Raw genomic sequence first — 24,257 nt, forward strand, 5'->3', positions numbered from 1 at the left:
TTAATCCAATCTATACTGGGAACTTAAAAGCCTTGTTCATCCAATAACAGCTGCGCTTCACGTAGGTTTAATGTGCCTTCGTAAATTGCACGTCCTGTGATCGCACCTAAAATACCCGGTTTACCTTTTAAATTACGCACATCATCCAGATTGGTTACACCGCCTGAGGCGATCACTGGAAGACCTGAGTATTGCGCAAGGTTTACCGTCTGTTCAACATTGACACCCTGCATCATACCATCACGTGCGATATCGGTATAAACAATGCTAGACACACCGGCATCCGCAAAACGTTTTGCAAGATCAGTGGCTTTTACATCAGTGACATTTGCCCAGCCATCAGTTGCAACCATACCATTGATCGCATCAATACCGACAATAATGTGTCCCGCAAACTTCTTACAGGCTTCTTCAACAAATTCAGGATTTTGAACTGCTTTGGTGCCGATGATGACAAAAGAAACGCCCGCATCTAAATAATGTTCGATTGTTTCCAAAGAGCGAATACCACCGCCAATCTGGATTGGCAGTTCAGGCTGTGCTTTTGCAATTGCTTCAACGACAGGTTTATGAATTGGTGTTCCAGCAAAAGCCCCATTCAAATCAACCAAATGCAAACGACGAGCGCCTTCATTTACCCAATGCTGTGCTGTTGCAACAGGATCATCAGAAAATACGGTATCGTCTTCCATACGACCTTGTTTTAAACGAACACATTTACCATCTTTCAGGTCAATTGCCGGGATGATCAGCATGCTTTCGCTCCTTGCTTAATCTCAATGAAGAATTTATTGATCATCATCTTAGCAAAAACTTGATCAATTTCTAAGTGTCAGTTTAGGCTTTTATTGGGGCGAATGCTCAATTTAAGCTGAGTATGTGCAATCGTGTCAGGTATTAAGTCTAAATCCAATAAGGCTTCGAAAATTAAAAGTGCAGCATAGGCATCGGCTGCTGCATATTCAATTTGTGGTGTTGTGAGAATTTTACGTGCCCAATTTGAGGTGCTAATAGATTTACTTTTAGGGAAATTGACTTGGAATAGTAATGCCATGGCATTTTTAATTCCTAAAGGATTATTGAAGCCAAACCTCGAAAAGCATTTTGAAAGTTCGATGACACTGTTGAGTTGCATGCCTTTTTTACGGAATAAATGTGCATCATTTTTTAAGCCAAAACCAACTTTAATCTGATCAGGATTTTCAAAAAAGGTCGCTAGAAAAGCCAAAATATCTGGGGAAACTTGAAATAAATAGGCTTTTTCAAATGTCGCCAATTGAATAAGATGTGGGCCAGTTTGAATTTCACCTTTATTAAAGGTAGGTTTGGACTCAGTATCGAAACCAAAAATGTGCGCCGTTTTTAATTCTGCTTCAATTGCTTGGCATTGTTGCAAGCTATTAATCACAACAATGTTACTCAAAGGCAAATTTTGAAAACGGGGAAAGCTCTGAATTTGTTCTTTACTAGGAAGTTGCTGAGTTTGAATATTCACAAATTTAAGCTCACAAATTTTAGTCGACCAGTTTAAGCATTAAAAATATTAACCATATTGTGTTATAACAAACTTTGAATAAAAGATGATAGTTTTGTGGGTCAAAAACACAGGAATAAATTGTATGGTTGAAAAAGATGATGATCTTTTTATAGAAGGCGCCAAGCGTTTAAAGCAATTAATTCAGGATAAAAATATAAAAGCCAGTGATATTGTTAACGTACTCGAAACTTCAAAAGGAACCATGACCAAATGGTTGCAAAACTCAACGCCATCGAGCGCACAAAGTTTAATTGAATTGGCACGTTTAGTCGGGATGACTGAACGCTGGAATATGGAATCTAAACAGCAAGATAAAGCAGATCTGGTGACCAAAGCATATGCTGAGTCTGAATTGGATTTAAGCCATGTCACCATGGAACAGTTGATCAACGAAATTAAAGACCGTTATGCAGCTTTAAATTTAAAAGCGGATATTAAAATTAGTGTTGAGCCATTAGAAGGTGGTTTTGTCACCAAAGAGTAAAATAACCACCTTATAAAAATAGGGTGGTTATTTCGGCTGATTTATTCAGATTGATTGATTTGTTGTTGATATTGCTGAAACTGTTGCGCTTGGTCAAGGTAGCTTTGATATGCTGGAATTGCTGTAACTGCAAGGATTAGAATACTAATCGGGAAGATCACAATATAAATCCAAGCCAATACTTTTTCCCAACCACGAGTAATTCGAGGTGCACCATAGTTATTTGTCCCAGCATCTCCTTTTGCACAGCTTAAATAAACAAAAAAGAATAAATTCACCAAAGGTAAAAGCATAAGAAGAGATAACCAGCCACTTTGGTTTTTGTCATGTAAGCGACGGATTGTAAAAATAAAACTGAAGTAGATTACCGCGATATAAATAATAATCGCAACTGCGCCGAGTATAAAGATGAGCGTATTTGAAGGTGAGTTACTTAAAGCAGGGATGAATAATGCAGCGATAATACCCAGTACAAACATGGATAGACCCAACAGCATATTCCAGCCTAAATAGGATAATCGACCAAAACGGCCACTGGCACTTAAAGCTGAATCATGGGTTTGAAAATTAGAAGACATTGTTATGTTCCTAGAATGAATTAAGGTTTTTAAATCAATTTTTAAAATCAATTGTTGGATTTTTATTCAATTTGTTTGAATCATAATAAACAGACGATAAAAAATAAAGTCCAAATAAAATAAAAAATCAAGCCGATCGCAATTGACTTGATTTTTAGAGATATAAATTGGGATGAAATTGATCTGAATGAATCAGATTTTCCATTCCACAAAGTTTTTCAGTAACTGTAAACCTGCTGTATGGCTCTTTTCAGGATGGAACTGTGTCGCAAATAAATTTTCTTTATGAATAGCCGTACAGAACTGCAAACCATAATCACATGTTGCAGCAACAAGAGACGGGTCTTTGGGTTCGACATAATAGCTATGTACAAAGTAAAAACGGCTATCTTGATCAATATCTTTCCACATCGGATGATTTTGATCTGCCTGATGGACTTGGTTCCAGCCCATATGAGGGACTTTTAAGCCGTCCATATCTGGAAAATGTTTTACCACACCCTCAAAAATACCCAGCGCTTGAGTGCCTGTATTTTCTTCTGACGATTCAAGCAAAGCTTGCATGCCGACACAAATGGCAAGTACCGGTTTATTAAACGCAGCATGGCGCACAACCTCATCAATACCTGCTTCATGCATCCCCTGCATACAATCACGCATTGCCCCTACACCGGGAAATACGATTTTATCTGCCTGAGCGATTAATTTTGGATCATTTGTGACATCTACAGTTGCGCCAACATGTTCGAGTGCTTTGGCTGCTGAATGAAGATTTCCCATGCCATAGTCAAGAAGGGCAATACGGGTCATTACAAGGTTCCTTTCGTCGATGCAACAGTATTTTCTGCACGCGGATCAACTTCACACGCCATGCGAAGCGCACGTGCAAATGCTTTAAAAACACTTTCAATTTGGTGATGGCTATTTTTGCCTTTTAAATTGTCAATGTGCAAAGTCATTAAAGCGTGATTTACAAAGCCTTGGAAAAACTCGGAAAATAAATCCACATCAAAACTGCCGATACGGGCACGTGTAAATGGGATATCCATCCATAAACCTGGGCGACCTGATAAATCAACCACGACACGGCTTAAAGCTTCATCAAGTGGTGCATAGAAATGACCATAACGTTTTAAGCCTTTTTTATCACCGAGTGCTTGCGCAAATGCTTGGCCTAGTGTGATTCCACAGTCTTCTACGGTATGGTGATCATCGATTTCTAAGTCGCCATCACAATGAATATCGATGTCAAATAAACCATGACGCTTGATTTGATCAACCATATGGTCTAAAAAGGGAACACCTGTATTGAGCGTGCCTTGACCAGTACCATCAAGATTCACACGAACTCGAATTTTAGTTTCGTTGGTGTTTCTTACCACTTCACTGATACGTTGCGCCATAGACACGTTCCTCAAAAAACGTCAAAAATTAAAAGTTTGATGTAAAGATATTTCGCTGTGACGAAAGTGACAGCATATTAGATTGCTCAGGAGGGTTAATCAATGCCTATTACCGTACATGCTAAAACTTCACTAGAAAATGAAGAAGTTCGCGATCAGCTTGAGCGATTATATGACACCAGTCCCGAGTTTGGGGATGGTCATGATGCCATAGAACAACTTGAGCAAAACTTGGCTCATTATACCTTACTTTATGTCGCAGAATTTAATACAAAGATTATTGGTGCGTTATGGTGTACTGGACAAGGTGAAAGTCGGACTTTGGAAAATATTGTGGTGCATCCTGCTAACCGCGGACGCGGCGTTGCAGAACGTTTGGTCGAAGAAGTTTGTCGTATCGAGGAAAAAAAGGGCATTAAAAACTTTGAGCCGGGCTGTGGAGCAATCCATCGTTGTTTAGCTCACTTAGGTAAAATCTAAGATCATCTTGGATCTTTGACCAATTTAAGCAACCTGATCAGGTTGCTTTTTTATTTGGCTATTTTTCAGAACTATAAGTTTGAGCTGATCTCAGCAGCATATTGCCGTCACGACCAGAACACTTTGGGAAAAATTAAATTGAGTTTGCAAAACTTAAAGCGAGGAAGAGTACCTTAGTTCAGCAAATTAAGCGTGCCAAAATTTGCCCTCTAAAGCTGAAAAACGCATAAAAAACAGCCTTATTTAGAATAAATAGGCGGTTTTTGTTGTAAAAATAAACTATTGAATGATTTTAGTGATTTCAATGCTTGACGACTAAACCATTAAATTGTTTAATACGCCCCATCGGCGTGATAGCTCAGTAGGTAGAGCAACGGATTGAAAATCCGTGTGTCCCCAGTTCGATCCTGGGTCTCGCCACCATATTTGAAAAACCTCAAACATTGTTTGGGGTTTTTTATTGCCTGCTTTTTATCATCAATTAAAAAATAGATGCTCATCATTAAAAACAGCATGCTATTGAGAATGCGTAAATTGAACTCATTGTCTTACAAAATATCTTGCCATGGACTATAAATATCGTAAGATAAACCTTTGGTAAGTGAAATAGATTGTTATAAGAACAATGAAAGATTTATTTTCATCAGGCAGCCAGCTTTATCAGCAAGCTCGACCGAGTTATCCGCAAGAAGTGGTTCAGGAAATTTTAAATCATGTTCCAGAGCGCGGTTTTGCTTGGGATTGTGGTGCGGGTTCAGGTCAATTTACTCAATTGCTTAGCCCTTATTTCGATCATGTTGTTGCAACAGATATGAGCGAAAAACAATTAAACCTTGCGCCTTATTTTGACAATGTGAGCTATCAAGTACAATCTGCTGAACAGACTTCATTTACAGCACAGAGTTTTGATTTGATTTCTGTTGCTCAGGCCATTCATTGGTTTGATTTTGATGGCTTTTATAAAGAAGTTGAACGCACATTAAAACCACAAGGTATTCTTGCTGTAATCGGTTACGGCTTAATTCATGTCGAAAATGCAGCCATCAATACCATGATTCAAAGCTTATATGCTGAAAAACTAGATGGTTATTGGGATGCGGAGCGCCGTTATATCGATGAAGAATATAAAACCATTCCCTTTCCTTTTGATGAAATAAACGTTGCTGAGTTTAAGATGCAGTACCAGTGGTCCTCTGCACAACTATTAAAGTATTTATCTACTTGGTCTGCAATTAAACACTATTGCGAAAGAAATCAGGATCATCCATTACTTGATCTAGCTGAAGCATTAACCAGCGAGCTTGCAGATCTAACCATCACATTCCCAGTTTTTTTAAGAGTGGGTAAAATTAAAAAATCAAAGAAAAAATGCTTTATGCACAAATAAAATAAGGATCGCATTTTATCTTTGATTACAATAGATATAGCTAACAATATACTTACTTATATATTATTTAAAAGTAAGATAAATCATGAAAGCTCCAGTTAAAATAGTATCCATTGCTGTATGGCTATCGGCATTCAGTTCTACCGCTTTTGCAACGACAGGCTATTTTATGCATGGCTATGGGGTAAAAGCCCAAGGCAATGCAGGGACCTCAATCGCTCAATTTCAAGATGCATTAACGATTGCCAATAACCCAGCAGGCTTAAGCTGGATTGGTGATCGTATTGATGTGGGTGCAACCGTGTTTTCACCTGATCGTTCAGCTGAGATTACAGCGAATCAAATGCCACAAGCTTATCCCAACGCCAATGGTCAATATGATGGCAATGGACGCAAATATTTTGTACTCCCAGAGCTTGCATTCAACCATCAAATCAATGATCAAGTTGCTTTAGGTTTAGCAATATATGGGAATGGTGGAATGAATACGGGATATAAAAATAATCCATTTGCAGCATTTGGCAACAGTGGAACAGCAGGAGTGGATTTAACACAAGTTTTTATTACTCCAGCAGTTGCTTGGAAATATTCAGAAAATCAATCTATCGGAATTGCAACCAATATTCTCTATCAACGTTTTGAAGCACGGGGAATTGCTGGGTTTAGCGGATTTTCAGCCGATGCTTCAAATTTAAGTAATCGTGGAAAAGATTCTGCGACTGGCATTGGTGCGCGTATCGGTTGGGCTGGAAAATTCTTTGATCAACGCTTAACCTTAGGTGCAAATTATTCTTCAAAAATTAATGCAGATCGCTTTGATCGATATCGTGGGTTATTTGCTGAACGAGGTGACTTTGATGTTCCTGAAAGTTATGGTGTGGGTGTAGCTGTCAAAATCACACCTCTATTAACAGTGGCTGCGGATGTACAACGAATTAACTATTCGGATGTGAAATCGGTAGGAAATCCTTTTGATCTTGCACAATTACAACAAGGTCATGCTTTTGGTTCACCACAAGGGCCAGGGTTTGGCTGGAATGATATCAATATCTATAAACTGGGTGTGTCTTATCAAGCCGATCCAAAGCTCACACTAAGAGCCGGTTATAGTCATAATGATCAACCGATTCCAGACAGTGAAGTGTTTTTAAATATTCTTGCTCCTGGGGTAATTCAAGACCACCTCAGCGTGGGTGCAACTTGGAATTTCGATCAACATCAAGAAATCAGTATTGCCTATACACATGCCTTAGAAGATGAAGTAAAAGGCAAAATTTCCCCTGCGTTTGGTGGTGGTGAAGCGAAACTCAAAATGAGTCAGGACATTTTAGGGCTGTCATATGGCTATAAATTCTAAGTTTTTCTGTCAATCGCCATGAAAGCAGATGGATTCGAGAGATTTTTAATCTGAAATAAGACGTTTACCCAAACACACGACTTCGATTTCTTCATAGCCGAGTTGCTCATAAAAGCTTTGTACATCAATATTATCCTTACGGATTAACAGTTGCAGTTTGGGGCAACCTAATGCAACTAAACGCTTTTCAAGTTGTTGTATCAATGCAGTTGCAACACCATTACGTTGATCATGAGGATGGACAGCAAGATAATTGACCCAGCCCCGATGCCCATCATAGCCCCCCATAACCGTAGCGATCAATTGTTCATCTTTGACCGCCAATAGAAACAATCCGTCTTTTTGTGCGACTTTACGGAAGATATCAATTTCTGGGTTGTTCCAAGGACGGGTTAAATCGCAGACTTCCCACAGTGCGATGACTTCATCTAAATCGGTTTCTTGAAACTGTCTGATAATAAACATAGAATTTTTATCTCTTGTTTTTTAAAACAATCTTTACAGCAGATTAATATAAAAAGCCTCAGTTGATAAGTTTATTTTTTAGACAATACGTAAATAATTTTTGTTGAGTTTGTTAACTTATAAAAACGCGATAGGCTGAGAATAGTGATTTTTTATTGATTGAAAGTGTGCATAATAATGGAGGCATAATTTAAAACAAAAAAGGAACTTCACGTGAATAAACAGGAATTTGATTATATTATTATCGGTGGTGGAAGCTCAGGCTGTGTGTTGGCTGGGCGTTTATCAGAAAACCCGCAAGTTTCTGTTTGTCTACTTGAAGCAGGGGGGGCAGGTGAGGGTTGGAAAGTAGAAGTTCCTTGTGCAGCAGTGATTAGCATTCCAACCAAGATCAATAACTGGGCCTTTGAAACTGTACCGCAAAAGGGCTTAAATGGTCGTAAAGGCTATCAGCCTCGTGGAAAATGCTTAGGTGGCTCGTCAGCAATTAATGCCATGGTGTATATCCGTGGGCATCGACAAGATTATGATGATTGGGCAGCCTTAGGCAATACTGGTTGGTCATATGATGAAGTCTTGCCTTATTTTATTAAGTCTGAAAATAACCAAAGAATTAAAAATCAATATCATGGCAATGCTGGACCACTTTCAGTTATTGATTTACGCAGTGATAATCCCTTACAGCAAAAATATATCGCAGCCGCCAAAGAGCAGGGTTATCGAATTCTGGATGACTTCAATGGAGAAGAGCAGGAAGGTTTAGGCGTTTATCAAGTGACCCATATCAATGGGGAGCGTTGTAGTTCCGCACGGGCTTATTTATTTCCTCACCGAGATCGTAAAAATTTAACGGTTGAAACCCATGCACAGACTCAGCGAATCTTGATTGAAAATGGCGTGGCTGTTGGGGTGGAATACAAGCAATGTGGTCAGCTGAAACAAATCTTTGCACGTCGAGAAGTGTTATTGAGTGCGGGAGCGATGCAGTCGCCACAGATTCTGATGCTTTCAGGTGTTGGCGACCAACAAGAACTTGCGCAACATGGCATTGAGGTGAAACAGCACTTACCTGGTGTAGGGAAAAATTTTCATGATCATCCTGATTTTATTTTTGGTTATAAAGTCAGTGAAATTCAAGGCACCTTTGGCTTATCTATTCCAGGTTCAATTGATCTATTTAAACAAATTAGGCGTTATCGTAAAGAACGCCGTGGTTTGATGACTACGAATTTTGCTGAGTGTGGCGGTTTTATTAAAAGTTCAAATGAGCAAAGTCTACCGAATTTACAATTACATTTTGTGATTGCACTGGTGGATAACCATGCACGAACGATGCACACAGGGCATGGTATTTCCTGTCATGTCTGCCTTTTAAATCCAGTCAGTCGGGGTTCGATTAAGATAAGTGGGCCAAGTATCGATGATCCTTTATTGATTGATCCGAATTTTTATGGTGAAGAATCTGATTTAGAAGAAATGGTTAAAGGCTTTAAACTCACTCAGAGATTAATGCAATCTGATGCTTTTAAAAGCATGATTAAAGAAGATTTATTTACAGCCACGGTAAAAACAGATGAGGACATTCGCCAAGTTTTAAGAGATCGCTCAGATACCGTTTATCACCCTGTGGGAAGTTGTAAAATGGGGGTAGACGATATGGCTGTGGTTGATCCACGGTTACGGGTTTATGGTATTCAAAACCTGCGTGTGGTCGATGCGTCAATCATGCCAAAAGTGGTGAATGGCAATACCAATGCCCCTGCAATTATGATTGCAGAGAAAGCGGTTGAGATGATTAATCAGGACCAAGCTGGTGTGGCGTTTATTGAAAAGAAAGATAAAGTGCGTGTTGCAATCTGAGTCTTTAGATATTTAAAAAATCAGTGGGTGGGCATTCAAACCCAAATAAGCCCATAAAAAAAACGCCCTGAAGGGCGTTTTTACTTTTTACATCAGATTTAAAATCTTATGCAGATTTTTTAGCTTGATCTTCTAAAGAAGCAAGCATATGGCCTGTTTCTTCAAAGTTATAATGCCAAGAAAGTGCTTCGCGAAGAATATGCGGTGTTTGACCACCTTTTTCACATGCACGATCAAAGTAATCATTCAATGCATCACGATACATTGGGTGAGCACAGTTATTGATGACTGCACGAGCACGTTCACGAGGCGCTAAACCACGTAAGTCAGCAAGACCTTGTTCAGTCACAAGAATATCAACATCATGCTCAGCATGGTCGATATGTGAAGCAAATGGAACAACAGAAGAGATGTCGCCACCTTTTGCAATTGATTTGGTCACGAAGATTGCTAAATGTGCATTACGTGCGAAATCACCTGAACCACCGATACCATTCATCATCTTGGTACCACACACATGGGTCGAGTTGACGTTGCCGTAAATATCGAACTCAAGTGCAGTATTGATCCCAATGATGCCTAAGCGGCGAACCAATTCAGGATGGTTTGAAATCTCTTGTGGACGTAGAACCAGTTTGTCTTTGTATTGTTCTAGGTTGTTAAATACTTTTTCGCCATATTTAGCAGAAAGGGTAATTGATGAACCTGAAGCAAATTTCATTTTACCCGCATCAATCAACTCGAAAGTACAGTCTTGCAGTACTTCTGAATACATCACCAAATCTTCAAAGTTAGAATCTTTAAGACCAGTTAATACCGCATTGGCAATTGAACCGATGCCCGCTTGTAAAGGACCAAGATTTGAAGGTAAACGACCTTCTTCAACTTCTTTTTCAAAAAATGCGATTAAGTGGTTGGCAATACCTTGAGTTTCATCATCTGGTAGTGTCACCGTTGATGGAGAGTCATGATATTCGCTGTTAATCACGATACCCACGATTTTTGCAGGATCAATATTGATTGCAGGTGTACCAATACGTTGATCAACATGCGTCAAAGGAATTGCTTGACGTGTTGGACGGTAGGTTGGGATGTAAATATCGTGTAAGCCTTCAAAAGCAGGGCTTAAGTTGGTGTTGATTTCAACAATCACTTTTTCAGCAAAAATTGCAAAGCTTGCAGAGTTGCCCACAGATGTTGTTGGAATGATGCCACCATCTTCAGTAATCGCAATCGCTTCAATCACCGCAACATCAGGTTTTTTCAACTGAAGGTTACGCATTTGCTCAACAGTTTCAGACAAATGCTGATCGATGAACATCACTTCACCGTTGTTGATGGCTTTACGTAAAGTGTTATCGACTTGGAACGGTAAACGACGCGCAAGTACACCGGCTTCAGTTAATTGTTTGTCTAGATCATTACCTAAACTTGCACCTGTGATTAAAGTAATCTTCAACGGATTCACTTTGGCTTGTTTTACCAGCGCTAAAGGTACAGCTTTTGCTTCACCTGCACGAGTAAATCCACTCATCCCCACAGTCATCCCATCTTGGATAAAAGTTGCAGCTTGTTCTGCGCTCATGACTTTGTCATGGAGAGATGCTAAACGAATACGATCTAAAGACATGGTTTACGCTCAATTCTTGTTCAAAACTAGACGGATTGTACCGCCCTCAAACTGAATTGTGCATGCCTCTAATGCTAAGGTCTAATTTTTTCAATAAATGCAGGTATAAATTCTGGTGATGGTTTTTAAGTTATTATTTATTAATAAAATAATGATGGCTGTTTGTTAAATAAACAAAGTTAAGTGCTGGTTTATTGAGCAATCACTAAAAGTGATCACTCAAACTTTGTTTGATTTTTTGAATTGGATTTGTAGGTATCGATTCTTCCTCAACTTTTATTGAAGTTGGTAGTGAAATGATGGCTTGTAAGCCGCCTTCAGGACGGTTGGAAATCAACAGTTCACCTTGATGAATATCCACAATTCGTTTGACGATGGCCAAACCTAGACCACTCCCTTGTACTGTACGTGCGGCATCACCACGGACAAAAGGTTGCATAAGTCCTTCAATTTGGTCTTCGGGAATTCCTTCACCATTGTCTGCTACACAGATTTTAATATGCTCGTCTTCTACAAAAGCACTGAGTTCAATTGGTTCAGCCCCATAGCGTTTTGAGTTGTTGATGAGATTGCCAATCAGGCGTTTTAACGACAGTGAGCGTGCAGTAATGATCGGTAATTCTTGCGGTGTGAACTGAATATCTAAGGGTTTAAACTGAATGATTAATTCTTGTAGCAAAGCATTGATATTGGTTTCTTGAAGCTCCTCATCTGAGCCATCACGCATATAGGAAATAAACTGACTTAAAATGGCATCCATATCATCAACATCATAAATCAAACCTTCTTTTAAAAAGTCATCATCAGACATCATCTCTGCACTTAAACGGATCCGTGTCAGCGGTGTTCTTAAATCATGAGAAATACCCGCCAACATGATTTGGCGATCACGTTCAGTTTGTTCAAGTGTATACACCATCTGGTTAAAAGCTTGATTCACCTCACGAATTTCTTGTGGTCCGTGATTGGTTTCCAAGTAGGGTGCCTTTCCTGTTTTACTGTAGTTATTTGCTGCATGTTGTAAGCGACGTAACGGGCGGTTGAGCTGTCTGACCAGTGTCAGGATGATCGCTGCGGCAATCAGTGGAATACCCAATAACCAGGCTAAAATCAGTTCAGGACTATAGTTAGCATAGGTATTGAGAGGTTCACGGACCCAATTGCCATTCATTTCAGGGGTTTGAACCCAAATGCGCGGACTGGGTTTAAACTGGAAATAAACCGTCACATCTTTGATTTTTAATTCTTGAGCAAGCTGGTTCTCAATACGATTGGTAAAGAAATCTGCAATAATTTTGTCTTTTACATTTGGGTATTCTTTGGGATCTGTAACATATTCAACGCCAACCCGTTGCTTTAACCATTCGTCAATATCGAGTTGTATTTCGTCATGGTAAATCTGCAAGCGCGGATTATTGACCATTTCCAGTTCAACTGCCAAAAAACGTGCATGTTGTTGAATTTCAGGTAAATAAAGCGTTTTCCAGAAAAACCACAGTGACATAAATAGGCTAAAGAACACCACGAATACCACCAATACTGTGGTGCGCATTGCCGCTGAACGAGGTTTGACTTTATCGAGGAAGCGTTCCCAAGGTGTACGTTTGCGTTCTTTGTAGGTGACAAAGTCGGTAAATTCTTGTGGGTCTATGGGTTCTAATTTCACAGGAGCATTCCAATCTGTGCGATATTCTTAATCTATGGATTTCAGTTTAAAGGATGGCAGATTTATCGCAATATTAAAAATGTTAGGTTACTCGGCTTTAACTTATTTATTGTCATAAATACTCAGATTAAAATATTTAAACTCAATAAAATAAGAGACTTATTGCATTGAGATCACACAGTTTTTGTAGAGTCGCCCAATATGCTTATATTTAAAATACCAGTGAAATCATAAGTAAATAAGTGTAGCTCTAGGGCAAAGCCATCAAGACTATTATTTAGGATGAATAAATATGGATAAAAAAATACTGGACACATGCAAAACCAAGTATGTGACCAGTACTTTTGAAACTGATTCATGCTATCGAATCAAGATCTATTTATTCCGCACCATCTGGAACGAACACATAACCTACGCCCCAAACTGTTTGAATATAACGTGCGCGTGCAGGGTTTTCTTCAATCAAACGACGTAAGCGAGAAACTTGAACATCGATTGAACGTTCCATTGCACCCCATTCACGACCACGTGCAAGATTCATCAACTTGTCACGTGTTAATGGTTCACGTGGATGCTGAACTAATGCCTTCAAGACCGCAAACTCACCTGTGGTTAATGTGACCACTTGCCCTTCACGCGTCAGGGTACGTGTTGATAAATCTAAAGACCAAGGGCCGAAAGACACAACTTCTACGTTTTGACTTGGTGCACCTGGAACTTCACGGACTTGACGACGTAATACGGCACGAATACGTGCTAATAACTCATTTGGATTAAATGGTTTAGGCAAATAATCATCCGCACCAGCTTCTAAGCCAGCAATACGGTCTGAGTCACTGCCTCGTGCGGTCAGCATGATGACAGGTGTATCTATATTTGATGAGCGTAAACGTCTACAAATGCTTAAACCATCTTCTACAGGAAGCATAAAGTCTAAAACGATGAGTGAAAATAACTCACGTTGTAATAGGCGATCCATCTGCGTTGCGTCGTGGGCCGTTTTTACCACAAAGCCTTTATCTTCAAGGAAACGCTGTAAAAGGGTACGTAAACGCACATCATCATCGACTACTAAAATGCGTTCGACGCGGTCAGTTTCGTTATGTACGATATCTGTATTTTCAGCAGGTACAACCAAACTCATGATGTACTCCCTTAATGTTGTAAATTATAAATATTCGTCAATCTCAGTATACTGCCTAAGCTCTTGTTAAGACTATGTATCAAATTGCTCAAAAATACAATTTTCAGGCTGTTTTGAAACCAAAAAACAACATCTATAACGATTTAAGATGATTCTATGTTTATAAATAAAAAGATATACCATATGCAAATGAAAGTTTTATGTATTTTGGCAATAAGTTTTGCTTTAAGTGCATGTATTAGCCGACTTTCCAGACCTGAAATCTCAGGACAAGTGATTGACCAATTTGACCAACCGATTGATCAGGTTCAAGTTGGTGAAACGCAAACAGATGTGCAGGGTAACTTTCGACTCAAGGAGCGACGCTATGCTGCATTTTTGCTGAAAGAAATCATGTATATGGAAGCACCACCAATATTTGTACAAGAGCGTCTAAGTAAACAGGGTTATCAGCCGTGTGATTTGCAATATTTCAATTCTCATGGCGGTGGACAGCGCAAAGGTGCACAGTGGAAAGTTGGAAAAATTATTTTACAAAGCAATTTAAATGCAGCAAAGCAGGATGAAATACCCGATTGCACTGTAAAAACTCAAGAAAAATGATCTTTTATCACTTTTTTCACTGCTAATTTGCAAAACAATTGTGGATTTTATGGTCTTGGTCTTTATAATCACTAACTTTTAGTCCTTATCCTTGTGGAATTAAACACGATGACTGACTTAGTTCAGCAGTTGGCAAGTGAACTTGCCGTACGTCCAAACCAAGTAGAAGCTGCCATTAAACTGATAGATGAAGGCTCTAGTGTTCCATTTATTGCACGTTACCGTAAAGAAGTAACGCAAGGCTTAGACGACATCCAATTACGCCAACTTGATACACGCCTTGTTTATCTACGTGATTTATTTGAACGCCGTGAAAAAGTAATCGAATCATTAAAAGAACAAAATAAGCTCTCTGATGACTTACTTGCTCGGGTAAATGGCGCTGAAACAAAAAATGCATTAGAAGAACTTTACGCACCGTACCGTCCAAAACGTACCAGTAAATCATTCAAAGCGAGAGAAGCAGGATTAGGGGAATTTGCTGAGAAAATTATCGCAGAGCAAATTGATCCGACTGAAGCTTTGGCTGGTTTTAGCCATGAAGAATACCCAGATGTTGAAAGCCAATTAGACGCGATTCAACACATCATCATTGATGACTGGGCACAAAATATTTCATTAACCACGGAACTTAAATCAACATTTGCCAAAACAGCGGTGTTAAAAAGTTTAGTGGCATCTGATGAGAAAAAAGAAGTCGGTAAGAAATTCCGTGATTACTTTGATTTCTCTGAAAATTTAAATAAAGTTCCTTCGCATCGTTTATTGGCAATGCTACGTGGCCGCCAAGAAAATGTATTGGGTCTTAAAGTTGATGGTGATGATCATGCACCACTTGCACGTATTGAAACTGAATACGCGCTTGAAAGTGTTCAGCCACAAGCACGTCAAGATTTCTTAAAGCAAATTGCAAAACTGTTTTGGTTAGGTAAAATTCGCCCAACGATTGAGCATTCTTTGTTGACTGAAAAGCGCCTTGCAGCAGAATCAGAAGCAATGGACGTGTTTGCAGAAAACTTACGTCATTTATTGCTTTCTGCACCTGCAGGTTCACGTACAACTTTAGGTGTTGACCCTGGTATTCGTACAGGGGTGAAACTGGCGGTTGTTTCAAATTCAGGTGATGTGCTTGCGCATAGCACAATTTATCCATTTGCACCAAAAGAAGATAAAGCAGGTTCGATTGCTGAGCTTGCACGTCTTTGTCGTGAATTTAATGTCGATTTAATTGCGATTGGCAATGGTACTGCGAGTCGTGAAACTGAAGCTGTTGTTGCAGAAATGATGGCTGCAAATGCGGATCTTACATTAACGCGTGTTTCAGTAAGTGAAGCGGGTGCATCTGTTTACTCAGCATCAGAATTGGCTTCTGCTGAACTGCCTGAGCTTGATGTTGCGATTCGTGGTGCTGTTTCAATTGCCCGCCGTTTACAAGATCCATTGGCTGAACTGGTAAAAATTGACCCTAAATCTATTGGTGTAGGTCAATATCAGCATGATGTGAATCAAACCAATTTGGCAAAAACATTAGATGCTGTGGTTGAAGACTGTGTGAATGCGGTGGGTGTAGATGTAAATACAGCATCTCCAGCAATCTTGGGCTATATCGCAGGTTTAAATAAAGCCATTGCACAGCAAATTGTAGATTACCGTAAAGAAAATGGTCGTTTTGACAATCGTCAAGCATTGAAAAATGTACCACGTTTAGGCGAGCGCACATTTGAGCAAGCTGCTGGTTTCTTACGTATTCAAGATGGCTCAGAACCTTTAGATGCATCATCTGTTCACCCTGAATCGTATGGTTTGGTCAACAAAATTGTTGAAGCGAAAGCGACCACAGTGAAAGATATCATTGGTAATACAGAAATTATTCGTCAAGTGAAAGCAGAAGATTTTGCTGACGACAAATTTGGTCTACCAACAATTCAAGATGTGTTAAGCGAGTTGGAAAAACCAGGTCGCGACCCTCGTCCAGAGTTCCGTACAGCAAAATTCCGTGAAGATATCACTGAAGTCAGTCAATTGACTGAAGGGATGCAGCTTGAGGGTGTGATTACCAATGTGACTAACTTCGGTGCATTCGTCGATGTTGGTGTGCATCAAGATGGTCTAATACATATTTCAGAACTTGCCAATGAATTTGTTTCTGATCCACATAAAGTTGTGAAACCAGGGCAAATCGTACAAGTACGTGTGTTGACAGTAGATGCTGAGCGAAATCGCGTGAATTTATCGATGCGCCCAGAAGGTTCGGAAGCACCAGCTAAAGCACCACGTCAAAAGCGTGAGTTCAATAACAATGAACAACGTGGTGAGCGTAAGCCTCAGGGTAAACGTCCACAGCAAGGTCGTCCAAACCATGACAATAAAGACAAAGCACCACGTCATGACAAGAAACCACAAGCAGCTAAACCTCAAGAAAACAAAATTGGTGGTTTAGGTGCGTTGTTATTACAAGCAGGGATTAAAGGATCTAAATAAGCCTTAATTTCTCCATAAAGAAACCGCCGTAAGGCGGTTTTTTTATGGATTAGACAATTGCGGAAAGATCACAATCTTTTTTAAATGGACATGCTTCCCCGACCACAAGATTTTCAAGTAGATTTTGAATATTTTGTAATTGGAGAATTTTTTCACCAATGACACTGAGCTTGTCTTTTAAAATCATATGAAATTGTTCTGCTGGAATTTCATTGACGTTGACCAAGTCTAAAATCTGTTTAATTTCAGCCAAAGTAAAACCTAAATTTTTAGCGACTTGAATCAGTTGTAATTGCTGTAAGTCTTGTTTTGAATAATCCTTATAACCATTATTTCGTGTCAATGGGCGGATAAGATCAAGCTTTTCATAAAAACGAATGGTATCCCGACTGAGATTTAATTGCTCTGATAATTCACCGATTAACATCACTTGCTCCAAATTTTATGTATTTGCAAGAAACACTTGACTGTGGAGTGTACTCCATCCTTTAGCTTAAGTGTGAGCATATAAAGGGTGTATAAAGTGATGCAAGATAATCAAAGTGTAGAAAAAGTTGCTTTGGTGGTTGGTGCAACAGGGTTTATTGGTAAATTTCTTGTAGCACGATTACTTCAAAGCAATGACCAAGTTTTTGCTTTGTGTCGTCGTCTGGATCAGCAAGAGCCGAGTTTGAGAGCGTGGCTGGAAAAACAAGGAATAAGTCATCAAAAGTTATTCTGTCTACAAGGCGATGTTACCTTGCCTGATTTGGGTATTTCAGCTGAAGATTGGAAACGGCTTGCTGAGGTAAATTATTTATTTAATACCAGTGCATTATTTGCATGGAATCTTTCGATACAACAGGCAAGGGAAGTTAATGTTAAGGGCTTAATCAATTTACTTGAATGCGTAAACGAGCATTGCCAATTGAAACGGGCAATTCATCTTTCTGGTTATATGTTGACACTCACTCAGCACTTACAAGATGCTGGAGTCTGTTTAGAAAATATCGAGAGTACGAATTGGAGGCGGGTGTACCAAAAACTGGGTGCTTATGAGGCTTCTAAAATTGAAGCTCATTTTGCCTGGATAAAATGCGCGCAACAGTTGAAAATTGACTGGACAGTGATTCATCCTGCAACAGTGGTAGGGGATGAAAATTCTGGTGAAATTGCAAAAAACCAACCAATTGCTCATCTGATTACCCAGCTTAAACAGGGTAAAATGACCGCAATTCCTGCAACCCCTCAGCATTATTTACCTTTGGTTTCAGTGACCATGTTGGTCAATGCGATATTCAAAGCATCACAGGATCAACTTGCAATTCACCAAGATATATTGATTGCCAATCCTACTCAGATTTCTTTACAAGCTCTTATTGACAATGCGGCTCACAGATTAAATCTAAAAGCACCGCAATATTTTGTTTCGCTACGCATCTTAAAATTGATTTTAAGATGGAAGTGGCTTGCTCAAAAGCTGGATCTATCTGCTGAGATGTTGAGCTTTATCCGAACTGAGCAATTAAATATGGATCAGTTTTTAACATTAAATCAGAAATGGCAAATACCAGAAACCAATCTTAAACAGACCATTGCACTGACTGCAGAATGGGTGGATCGGAATCATCAGTTCTAGTAATAAATTGCCCATTTCAATAAATGGGCAGTTTATTATTAACGTGTTGTATAACCACCATTGGCAAAAATAGTTTGACCTGTAATCCACCAACCCTCTGTCACTAAAAAGCGTACCAAAGGTTCAATATCTTCAATCTTGGTTAGACCACCCAGTGCAGAGGCAGATTTATGATAGGCCACGGCTTCAGGCGCTTCTTGACCATAGAAAAATGGTGTATCCATTGGACCCGGTGCAACAGCAGTGACGGAAATACCACGATCGCCGTACTCTTTCGATGCTGCACGTGTATAGTGCTCCACAGGTGCTTTTAAGCCTTCATAGGTTGAATATAATCCTGTGTAGGCTGCTAAAAGACTGGTCACGATAGAACAAATTTTTCCACCATTGTTAAGATGTTTACCCGCAGATTGGATGAAGAAATAGGCAATTTTATTGTTAATGTCATTCATTGAATCAAACTCTTGTTCTGTTGTTTCAATCAATGGTTTTTTAAGTACGCGTCCTACGGTATTAATCGCGATATCGACACCACCAAAGATTTCTTTGGCTTTGATGAACAATGTTTCGATATTTTGAATATTAGAGAGGTCTGCTTGTATCAACGTTGCATTAACACCAAGTTGTTCAACGGCTTTGAGTGTTTCTTCTGCATCTTTTTGGGTTTCTAGGCTGTTGTAGTGAATGACAAGATTTGCTCCTTGTTCTGCAAATTTTCGCGCGATCAGACCACCTAGGTTTTTAGCGCCACCCGTAATAATCACTGTTTTATCTTTTAAGCTATGCTGCATCATTTTTATTCTCCAATTTTGATAAATGATGCTGAAATTCTAAAAGCTATTTTTTGTTCTAAATAGTGATTAGAATCGAATAGATTGTTTGAAAAAGTTGAATAATAAATGGATAAAATTGACCGGCTAAAAATTTTTTGCTTAGTTGCGGAAAAGCATTCATTTGCCCAAGTCGCTAAAACGCTGGATTTACCACGTTCAACAATTACCTATGCAATACAAGGCTTAGAAAAAGAATATCAAGTATTGTTATTTAATCGAACCACACGAAAAGTTAACTTAACCAATGATGGGGTTCAGTTTCTTAAAGAAGTTCAACAATTGATTTTTCAGGCTGAAGGGCTAAATAAGTTTAAATTAAAAAACCGTCAATATAAGGGACAAGTTAAAATTGGCTTACCGTTAAGAATTTCAACGCAATATCTTCTTCCTTATCTGCATGAATTCTATGCAAAGTATCCGAATATTAAAGTCTCAATTTATAGCCACGATCATTATTCAGATTTAATTGAACAGAGACTGGATTGTGTGCTTCGTGTTGGAAATGTGATGAATGAAAATCTAATTGTGAGGCCTATCACAGAGGTTGATTTATATACGGTGGCTGCTCCAGAATACTTAAATACATTGGAGAATGCTTTAGAAACAGAACCGTTAAATCAGCATATTATGATCGGTTATCAAATGAAAAATATGGATTCAGATTTTGGAAGTCTGGTTTTTAAAGATACCCAGATCAAACTTCCTTATCAACTTTCAGTTGAGGATACCGAAAGTTATTTACATGCGGGCTTGCAGGGGTTGGGGATTATTCAGATTCCAGCTTTTGATGCAATCCCGTTTATCGAGACCAAAAGATTAACCAGAATATTTGAGCACGAAGCATGTCTAAAAATACCCATCAATTTTCTTTTTTTAGAAAGAAAGTATCGACCAGTATATTTCCAATTCTTTATTGATTGGTTGGAAAGCTTACTCAAGCGTAAACTTTCCATGACATCTTAAGCTTACCAATGCTCACCTGGGAACAAACGCGCATATGCTCTTTGTACCAGATTCAATTTTTGTGGCTCACCCACAGACGCAGTAGAACTTGGGAACAAATTAAAGCCAATTGACATTAATTTGTTATTGATTCCAGGCGCAATCGAATAAGTAATAGAAGCTAAACGGCCTAAGTTTGTCGCAACTTTCTTCGGTCGTTTCACAATCGCATATGCCACTAAATCTGCTGCTTGTTCAGGCGAAAGTGTTGGTACATATTTATAAATTTTAGTCGGTGCAATCATCGGCGTGCGGACTAAAGGCATATAAACTGAAGTAATCGCAATTTTATGTGAATGTACTTCCGCAGATAAACAACGGCTAAATGCATCCAATGCTGCTTTTGATGCAACATAAGCAGAGAAGCGAGTTGCATTCGCCAAAACACCAATTGAACTGATATTGATAATTTGACCGTCTTTACGAACCATCATTTGCGGTAAAATATTCAAAACTAAACGAACTGCGCCAAAGTAATTCAGCTGCATCGTACGTTCAAAATCATGGAAACGGTCAACAGATTCATGTACCGCGCGGCGAATCGAGCGACCTGCGTTATTGATCAAAATATCAATATGATCAACAGAGGCAATGATTTGTTTAGACACTTCATCAATAGCATCCATATCATTTAGGTCGCAAGGGAAAATATCAGCCTGCCCACCTTCAGCCTGAATTTCAGCTTGAACTTCTTTCAATGTTTCTTCAGTACGAGACACTAAAAGTACATGTGCACCTGCTGCTGCGAGTTTTTTTGCAACCGTTAAACCGATACCACTAGATGCACCTGTGATTAGTGCAATTTTACCTTGAACCTTTTTTTGAAAAAGTTGCTCTAATTTTTGATTCATAGCTATTTTCCTGATTCTACTGGCATAAATATATGCTGTATTTTTTGTTTCGGGTGATTGGGTCTTTGTTTAAAAGATGATCACTTTTGTTGGAAGGCAATAATATACAAAAAAAATAAAAATACTAGTATTAAGTGACTGAATTTATAAAATATTTTTAGAGTAAATACTCTATTATATTTTTACTTATTTCGTGATTTTTACCATATAAAAATGAGTATTAAAAGCAAAAAATCAATCTTGTTGTATAAAACATAACCAAATAAATTCACTTGAAAATTTGAATATATTTTTAAGTAAACAGAGTTTATTTCAACTCTGTTTATAGGTGGATATATGTAATATTTTTATCATGATTTATGAAAAAGCAAGCTCATCATATGCTTTTTTTAATTGTTCTTTGGCGTGGGTATGACCTTGATGTGCAGCTTGTTCAAGCCACTTTTCTGCATGACTATAACTTCGGTCTAACCCAAGTTGTCCATTTAAGTAGCTGAGTCCCATTTTATACTGAGCTTCTTGATCTCCACGTAAAGCAGCTCTTAAGTAGCACCACATAGCATTACGATTTGCGATTTCATCTAAACTTAGATTTTGATCTTCAAAATGATGTGCTTGCGCTTTTTCGAGAGCAGCTTCGGAAACATTCTGTTCAAATGCCCGGCGAGATGTTGAATCTCCTAAAAAACGGTTAAAAATATGTACCAACATATACAACCTCCTTGCTAATCCATTAACAAAGTAAAAGAGACTGCTAATCACAAAAAAATGATTAGATATAATTAATCTAGCTGATTTTTTTCACTTTGCAAATAGTTAAATGTAATTTGTCAATTGCGATTTTTACACATTTGTTAAAAAATACATTATTTAACAAACCAGCAATTTTTATTTAAAGTATTAAATCACGCACTGTAATTTTATTACATTGAGAAAATTTGCTATATTTAGGTTGTTTTTTGATTTCGGATAGAATCTGTGAAACGCTCAAGTGTTTTCATCACAGTCTTGCTTAGTTTGTTTATGTTCCAAAGTCTTTGGAATGTAGCGGCGGCTTTTTGTGATCATGAAAATACTGCGCTTCCATCACAAAGATTAATTAGTCAACATTTTGGGCACCATAATGCGCCTGATTGTACTCAAGATCAGCAACAGCATCCGCAGCTATTGGATGTGTATGGGATAGATAAACCGATTTCTGATCAGTCCGCGTCAAAACAATTATCAGCACACCAACATGATGTACGTTCCAATGATTTCCTTAATCATATAAATGATGATCATCGTGACCATTTGCCTTCCTTTGCGCATTTTATTGTGGTTGATGATCAGCAACAAACAGCGCAGCCTAAGTTTATAGGCTACCCTGAATCCCGCTTTATTGGCTGGAATAATTTGTACCAGTCACCCGATCTATATTTGCCTAATCCTCCGCCTCTCTCATCCCCGCTATAAGGTGGGGTAGCCAAAAAGATTGCCCACCGCTAATGGTTTAATTTAGTGGGGCATTTTTATGTCAAAAGAAATACGTAATTTAGTACAAAAGCCTGTATTTGGTTTTAGGCCGTCTTTGCTCGGTGCACTGATGTTGAGTGTGATGTCATCTCTTAGTTGGGCAGACAACCCATCTCAAGCATTAACGTTACAACAGGCAATTGCAAAAACTGAGCAATATCAGCAAACGCAGAACGTCTGGCAAACACAGCAACAAATTGCAACGGCGAACATCAAACAAGCAAAACTGTGGACAAATCCAGAGTTATCCGTATCGCAAACGGGTTTTGGTTCCAATCAAGATCAAGAGCTTTCAATTGGTGTTTCTCAACGATTGGATATTTTTGGTGAACGTAAGTCAGCACAGAGGTTGGCACAACTTTCAAAAGATCAAAGTGACTTAAATCAGCGGATTTATCAGGCTCAACTTGAATTGGCTGTGAAATACCAATGGTCACAGCTCGCGATTTTTGAGTTAGAACGCAACGTGGTTCAAGAGCAGCTCAACGTCAGTGAAGAAAATCTGAATGCGATTCAGAAGCGCTATCAAGCCGGGAGTGTCGCTCAGGTTGATGTAGATCGTGCCAGACTGAGTCATGCAGAAAATGCTCGCTTATATCGTCAAGCCGATTTGCAGGTGCAAGTTGCCAAGCAGCAATTGTCCAACCTTTGGGGGGATGCTGATAAATCGATTCGTATCGGTTTAAATCCTCAATCTTTATGGCCATCTTCGACACACCAACAGGTACAAGAATATCTCGCGGACAATCTTTTTGAAAAATCACGTCAGTTACAGGTGTTGCAGGCAAAAGCGACAGTGGCGCAATTAAAAGCTTCGGCACGGCCTAATCCGACTGTGAATTTAGGCGTGAATCGTAACCGATCACCTGAAAAATCGATTGACAATACCTTAGTCGTGGGGGTTTCGATCCCATTGAATATTTTCAATCGCCAGCAATATGGTGTGCAAATTGCCCAAGCAAAGCAGGATTTACTCAGCAGACAACAGGAATTTTATCTCCGCCAAAATGCTTTGCAGGTGGGAACATTATTGACTGAATTGCAAGGACTGGAAGTACAGTTTAAAGCAGTCGATGAGTCTCAGATTCCGCTTGCAGCTCAGGTTCAACGTAAAACTTTGCAGGGGTTTACTGTCGGTAAATTTGCCGTTAACGATGTGCAACTCGCAACGTTACAGTTGCAAGAAGTGCGTTTGAGAAAAGTGCAATTATTGAAAGATGGCTGGCAACGTGCCATTGAAGCGGAAAGTCTGAGTCTGGGTATTGAACCAAGTCAAATCATGGCAAAAGACGCTTTAGCACAGATCAATCAGAGTTTATGGCAGGAAACACAAGCTTTACCAATCGTGGGTGGGGGAAATTAA

General features: G+C 39.0%; 24 protein-coding genes and 1 tRNA gene. 12 read left to right on the forward strand and 13 right to left on the reverse strand.

Annotated elements, in window-relative coordinates:
• Window positions 1-23: 23 nt before the first annotated feature.
• Both hisA and F981_RS20550 read right to left on the reverse strand, forming a co-directional pair.
• Window positions 24-755 carry a 1-(5-phosphoribosyl)-5-[(5-phosphoribosylamino)methylideneamino]imidazole-4-carboxamide isomerase gene (gene hisA / locus F981_RS20545; RefSeq protein WP_004725338.1) on the reverse strand — a complete coding sequence of 244 codons (732 nt, stop codon included), beginning with the start codon at window positions 753-755 and terminating at the stop codon, window positions 24-26.
• 77 nt (window positions 756-832) lie between these two features.
• Window positions 833-1,495 carry a 3'-5' exonuclease gene (locus tag F981_RS20550; RefSeq protein WP_004725340.1) on the reverse strand — a complete coding sequence of 221 codons (663 nt, stop codon included), beginning with the start codon at window positions 1,493-1,495 and terminating at the stop codon, window positions 833-835.
• A 124-nt stretch (window positions 1,496-1,619) separates the two neighbouring features.
• Here F981_RS20550 and F981_RS20555 point away from each other — a divergent pair, with 124 nt between their 5' ends.
• Window positions 1,620-2,021 carry a transcriptional regulator gene (locus tag F981_RS20555; protein WP_004725342.1) on the forward strand — a complete coding sequence of 134 codons (402 nt, stop codon included), beginning with the start codon at window positions 1,620-1,622 and terminating at the stop codon, window positions 2,019-2,021.
• A 41-nt stretch (window positions 2,022-2,062) separates the two neighbouring features.
• Here the strand turns inward: F981_RS20555 and F981_RS20560 are convergent, their stop codons facing one another.
• From F981_RS20560 to hisB, 3 genes are all read right to left on the reverse strand, one after another.
• Window positions 2,063-2,599, reverse strand: coding sequence for a DUF805 domain-containing protein (locus F981_RS20560; RefSeq protein ID WP_004725344.1), 537 nt, complete (start codon window positions 2,597-2,599; stop codon window positions 2,063-2,065).
• Window positions 2,600-2,791: 192 nt separating this feature from the next.
• Window positions 2,792-3,409, reverse strand: a complete 618-nt coding sequence (gene hisH / locus F981_RS20565; protein WP_004725345.1) for an imidazole glycerol phosphate synthase subunit HisH — start codon at window positions 3,407-3,409, stop codon at window positions 2,792-2,794.
• On the reverse strand, window positions 3,409-4,002 hold the full coding sequence (gene hisB, locus F981_RS20570) for an imidazoleglycerol-phosphate dehydratase HisB (protein WP_004725347.1): 594 nt from the start codon (window positions 4,000-4,002) through the stop codon (window positions 3,409-3,411). Before hisB ends, hisH begins: the two co-directional genes overlap by 1 nt.
• A 102-nt stretch (window positions 4,003-4,104) precedes the next feature.
• Between hisB and F981_RS20575 the strand changes: the two genes are divergently transcribed.
• From F981_RS20575 to F981_RS20590, 4 genes are all read left to right on the forward strand, one after another.
• Complete coding sequence (locus F981_RS20575; protein ID WP_004725349.1) at window positions 4,105-4,482, forward strand: GNAT family N-acetyltransferase; 378 nt, start codon at window positions 4,105-4,107, stop codon at window positions 4,480-4,482.
• A gap of 347 nt (window positions 4,483-4,829) precedes the next feature.
• Window positions 4,830-4,905 (forward strand) — tRNA-Phe (locus F981_RS20580).
• 202 nt (window positions 4,906-5,107) lie between these two features.
• Window positions 5,108-5,869, forward strand: coding sequence for a class I SAM-dependent methyltransferase (locus F981_RS20585; protein ID WP_004725351.1), 762 nt, complete (start codon window positions 5,108-5,110; stop codon window positions 5,867-5,869).
• Window positions 5,870-5,954: 85 nt separating this feature from the next.
• Window positions 5,955-7,226, forward strand: a complete 1,272-nt coding sequence (locus tag F981_RS20590; protein ID WP_004725353.1) for an OmpP1/FadL family transporter — start codon at window positions 5,955-5,957, stop codon at window positions 7,224-7,226.
• Window positions 7,227-7,271: 45 nt separating this feature from the next.
• Here F981_RS20590 and F981_RS20595 read toward each other — a convergent pair whose 3' ends face one another.
• Complete coding sequence (locus F981_RS20595) at window positions 7,272-7,691, reverse strand: GNAT family acetyltransferase (RefSeq protein ID WP_004725355.1); 420 nt, start codon at window positions 7,689-7,691, stop codon at window positions 7,272-7,274.
• A gap of 213 nt (window positions 7,692-7,904) precedes the next feature.
• On the opposite strand from F981_RS20595, the gene F981_RS20600 reads away from it, so the two are divergent.
• Window positions 7,905-9,551: a GMC family oxidoreductase gene (locus F981_RS20600; RefSeq protein ID WP_004725357.1), complete on the forward strand. Its 1,647-nt coding sequence runs from the start codon at window positions 7,905-7,907 to the stop codon at window positions 9,549-9,551.
• 106 nt (window positions 9,552-9,657) lie between these two features.
• On the opposite strand, the gene F981_RS20605 is transcribed toward F981_RS20600, so the two are convergent.
• The 3 genes from F981_RS20605 to ompR all read right to left on the reverse strand — a co-directional run bounded on the left by F981_RS20605 (window position 9,658) and on the right by ompR (window position 13,991).
• Entirely contained in the window at window positions 9,658-11,181 is a 1,524-nt protein-coding gene (locus F981_RS20605) for an acetyl-CoA hydrolase/transferase family protein (RefSeq protein WP_004725359.1), read from the reverse strand.
• A gap of 205 nt (window positions 11,182-11,386) precedes the next feature.
• Window positions 11,387-12,847, reverse strand: a complete 1,461-nt coding sequence (locus F981_RS20610; protein ID WP_004725361.1) for an ATP-binding protein — start codon at window positions 12,845-12,847, stop codon at window positions 11,387-11,389.
• A 379-nt stretch (window positions 12,848-13,226) separates the two neighbouring features.
• Window positions 13,227-13,991: an osmolarity response regulator transcription factor OmpR gene (gene ompR / locus F981_RS20615; protein WP_004725363.1), complete on the reverse strand. Its 765-nt coding sequence runs from the start codon at window positions 13,989-13,991 to the stop codon at window positions 13,227-13,229.
• Window positions 13,992-14,174: 183 nt separating this feature from the next.
• Here ompR and F981_RS20620 point away from each other — a divergent pair, with 183 nt between their 5' ends.
• On the forward strand, window positions 14,175-14,594 hold the full coding sequence (locus F981_RS20620) for a hypothetical protein (protein WP_004725365.1): 420 nt from the start codon (window positions 14,175-14,177) through the stop codon (window positions 14,592-14,594).
• Between the two features lie 108 nt (window positions 14,595-14,702).
• Entirely contained in the window at window positions 14,703-17,075 is a 2,373-nt protein-coding gene (locus F981_RS20625) for a Tex family protein (protein ID WP_004725366.1), read from the forward strand.
• Between the two features lie 49 nt (window positions 17,076-17,124).
• On the opposite strand, the gene F981_RS20630 is transcribed toward F981_RS20625, so the two are convergent.
• Window positions 17,125-17,502 carry a MerR family transcriptional regulator gene (locus tag F981_RS20630; protein ID WP_004725368.1) on the reverse strand — a complete coding sequence of 126 codons (378 nt, stop codon included), beginning with the start codon at window positions 17,500-17,502 and terminating at the stop codon, window positions 17,125-17,127.
• A gap of 99 nt (window positions 17,503-17,601) precedes the next feature.
• Here F981_RS20630 and F981_RS20635 point away from each other — a divergent pair, with 99 nt between their 5' ends.
• A complete protein-coding gene (locus F981_RS20635) occupies window positions 17,602-18,693 on the forward strand; it encodes an SDR family oxidoreductase (RefSeq protein WP_004725370.1) in 1,092 nt (363 codons plus the stop codon).
• 38 nt (window positions 18,694-18,731) lie between these two features.
• Here F981_RS20635 and F981_RS20640 read toward each other — a convergent pair whose 3' ends face one another.
• Window positions 18,732-19,487 (reverse strand): SDR family oxidoreductase, encoded by a 756-nt coding sequence (locus F981_RS20640; RefSeq protein WP_004725372.1) that lies wholly within the window; start codon window positions 19,485-19,487, stop codon window positions 18,732-18,734.
• Between the two features lie 105 nt (window positions 19,488-19,592).
• Here F981_RS20640 and F981_RS20645 point away from each other — a divergent pair, with 105 nt between their 5' ends.
• Window positions 19,593-20,489, forward strand: a complete 897-nt coding sequence (locus F981_RS20645) for a LysR family transcriptional regulator (RefSeq protein WP_004725374.1) — start codon at window positions 19,593-19,595, stop codon at window positions 20,487-20,489.
• Window positions 20,490-20,491: 2 nt separating this feature from the next.
• Here F981_RS20645 and F981_RS20650 read toward each other — a convergent pair whose 3' ends face one another.
• Window positions 20,492-21,379, reverse strand: a complete 888-nt coding sequence (locus F981_RS20650; protein WP_004725376.1) for an SDR family NAD(P)-dependent oxidoreductase — start codon at window positions 21,377-21,379, stop codon at window positions 20,492-20,494.
• A 357-nt stretch (window positions 21,380-21,736) separates the two neighbouring features.
• Window positions 21,737-22,090, reverse strand: a complete 354-nt coding sequence (locus F981_RS20655; protein WP_004725378.1) for an SEL1-like repeat protein — start codon at window positions 22,088-22,090, stop codon at window positions 21,737-21,739.
• 267 nt (window positions 22,091-22,357) lie between these two features.
• Here F981_RS20655 and F981_RS20660 point away from each other — a divergent pair, with 267 nt between their 5' ends.
• Both F981_RS20660 and F981_RS20665 read left to right on the forward strand, forming a co-directional pair.
• On the forward strand, window positions 22,358-22,834 hold the full coding sequence (locus tag F981_RS20660) for a hypothetical protein (RefSeq protein WP_004725380.1): 477 nt from the start codon (window positions 22,358-22,360) through the stop codon (window positions 22,832-22,834).
• A 58-nt stretch (window positions 22,835-22,892) separates the two neighbouring features.
• On the forward strand, window positions 22,893-24,257 hold the full coding sequence (locus tag F981_RS20665) for a TolC family protein (protein WP_004725382.1): 1,365 nt from the start codon (window positions 22,893-22,895) through the stop codon (window positions 24,255-24,257).

Source organism: Acinetobacter guillouiae CIP 63.46, from assembly GCF_000368145.1.
GTDB lineage: Bacteria > Pseudomonadota > Gammaproteobacteria > Pseudomonadales > Moraxellaceae > Acinetobacter > Acinetobacter guillouiae.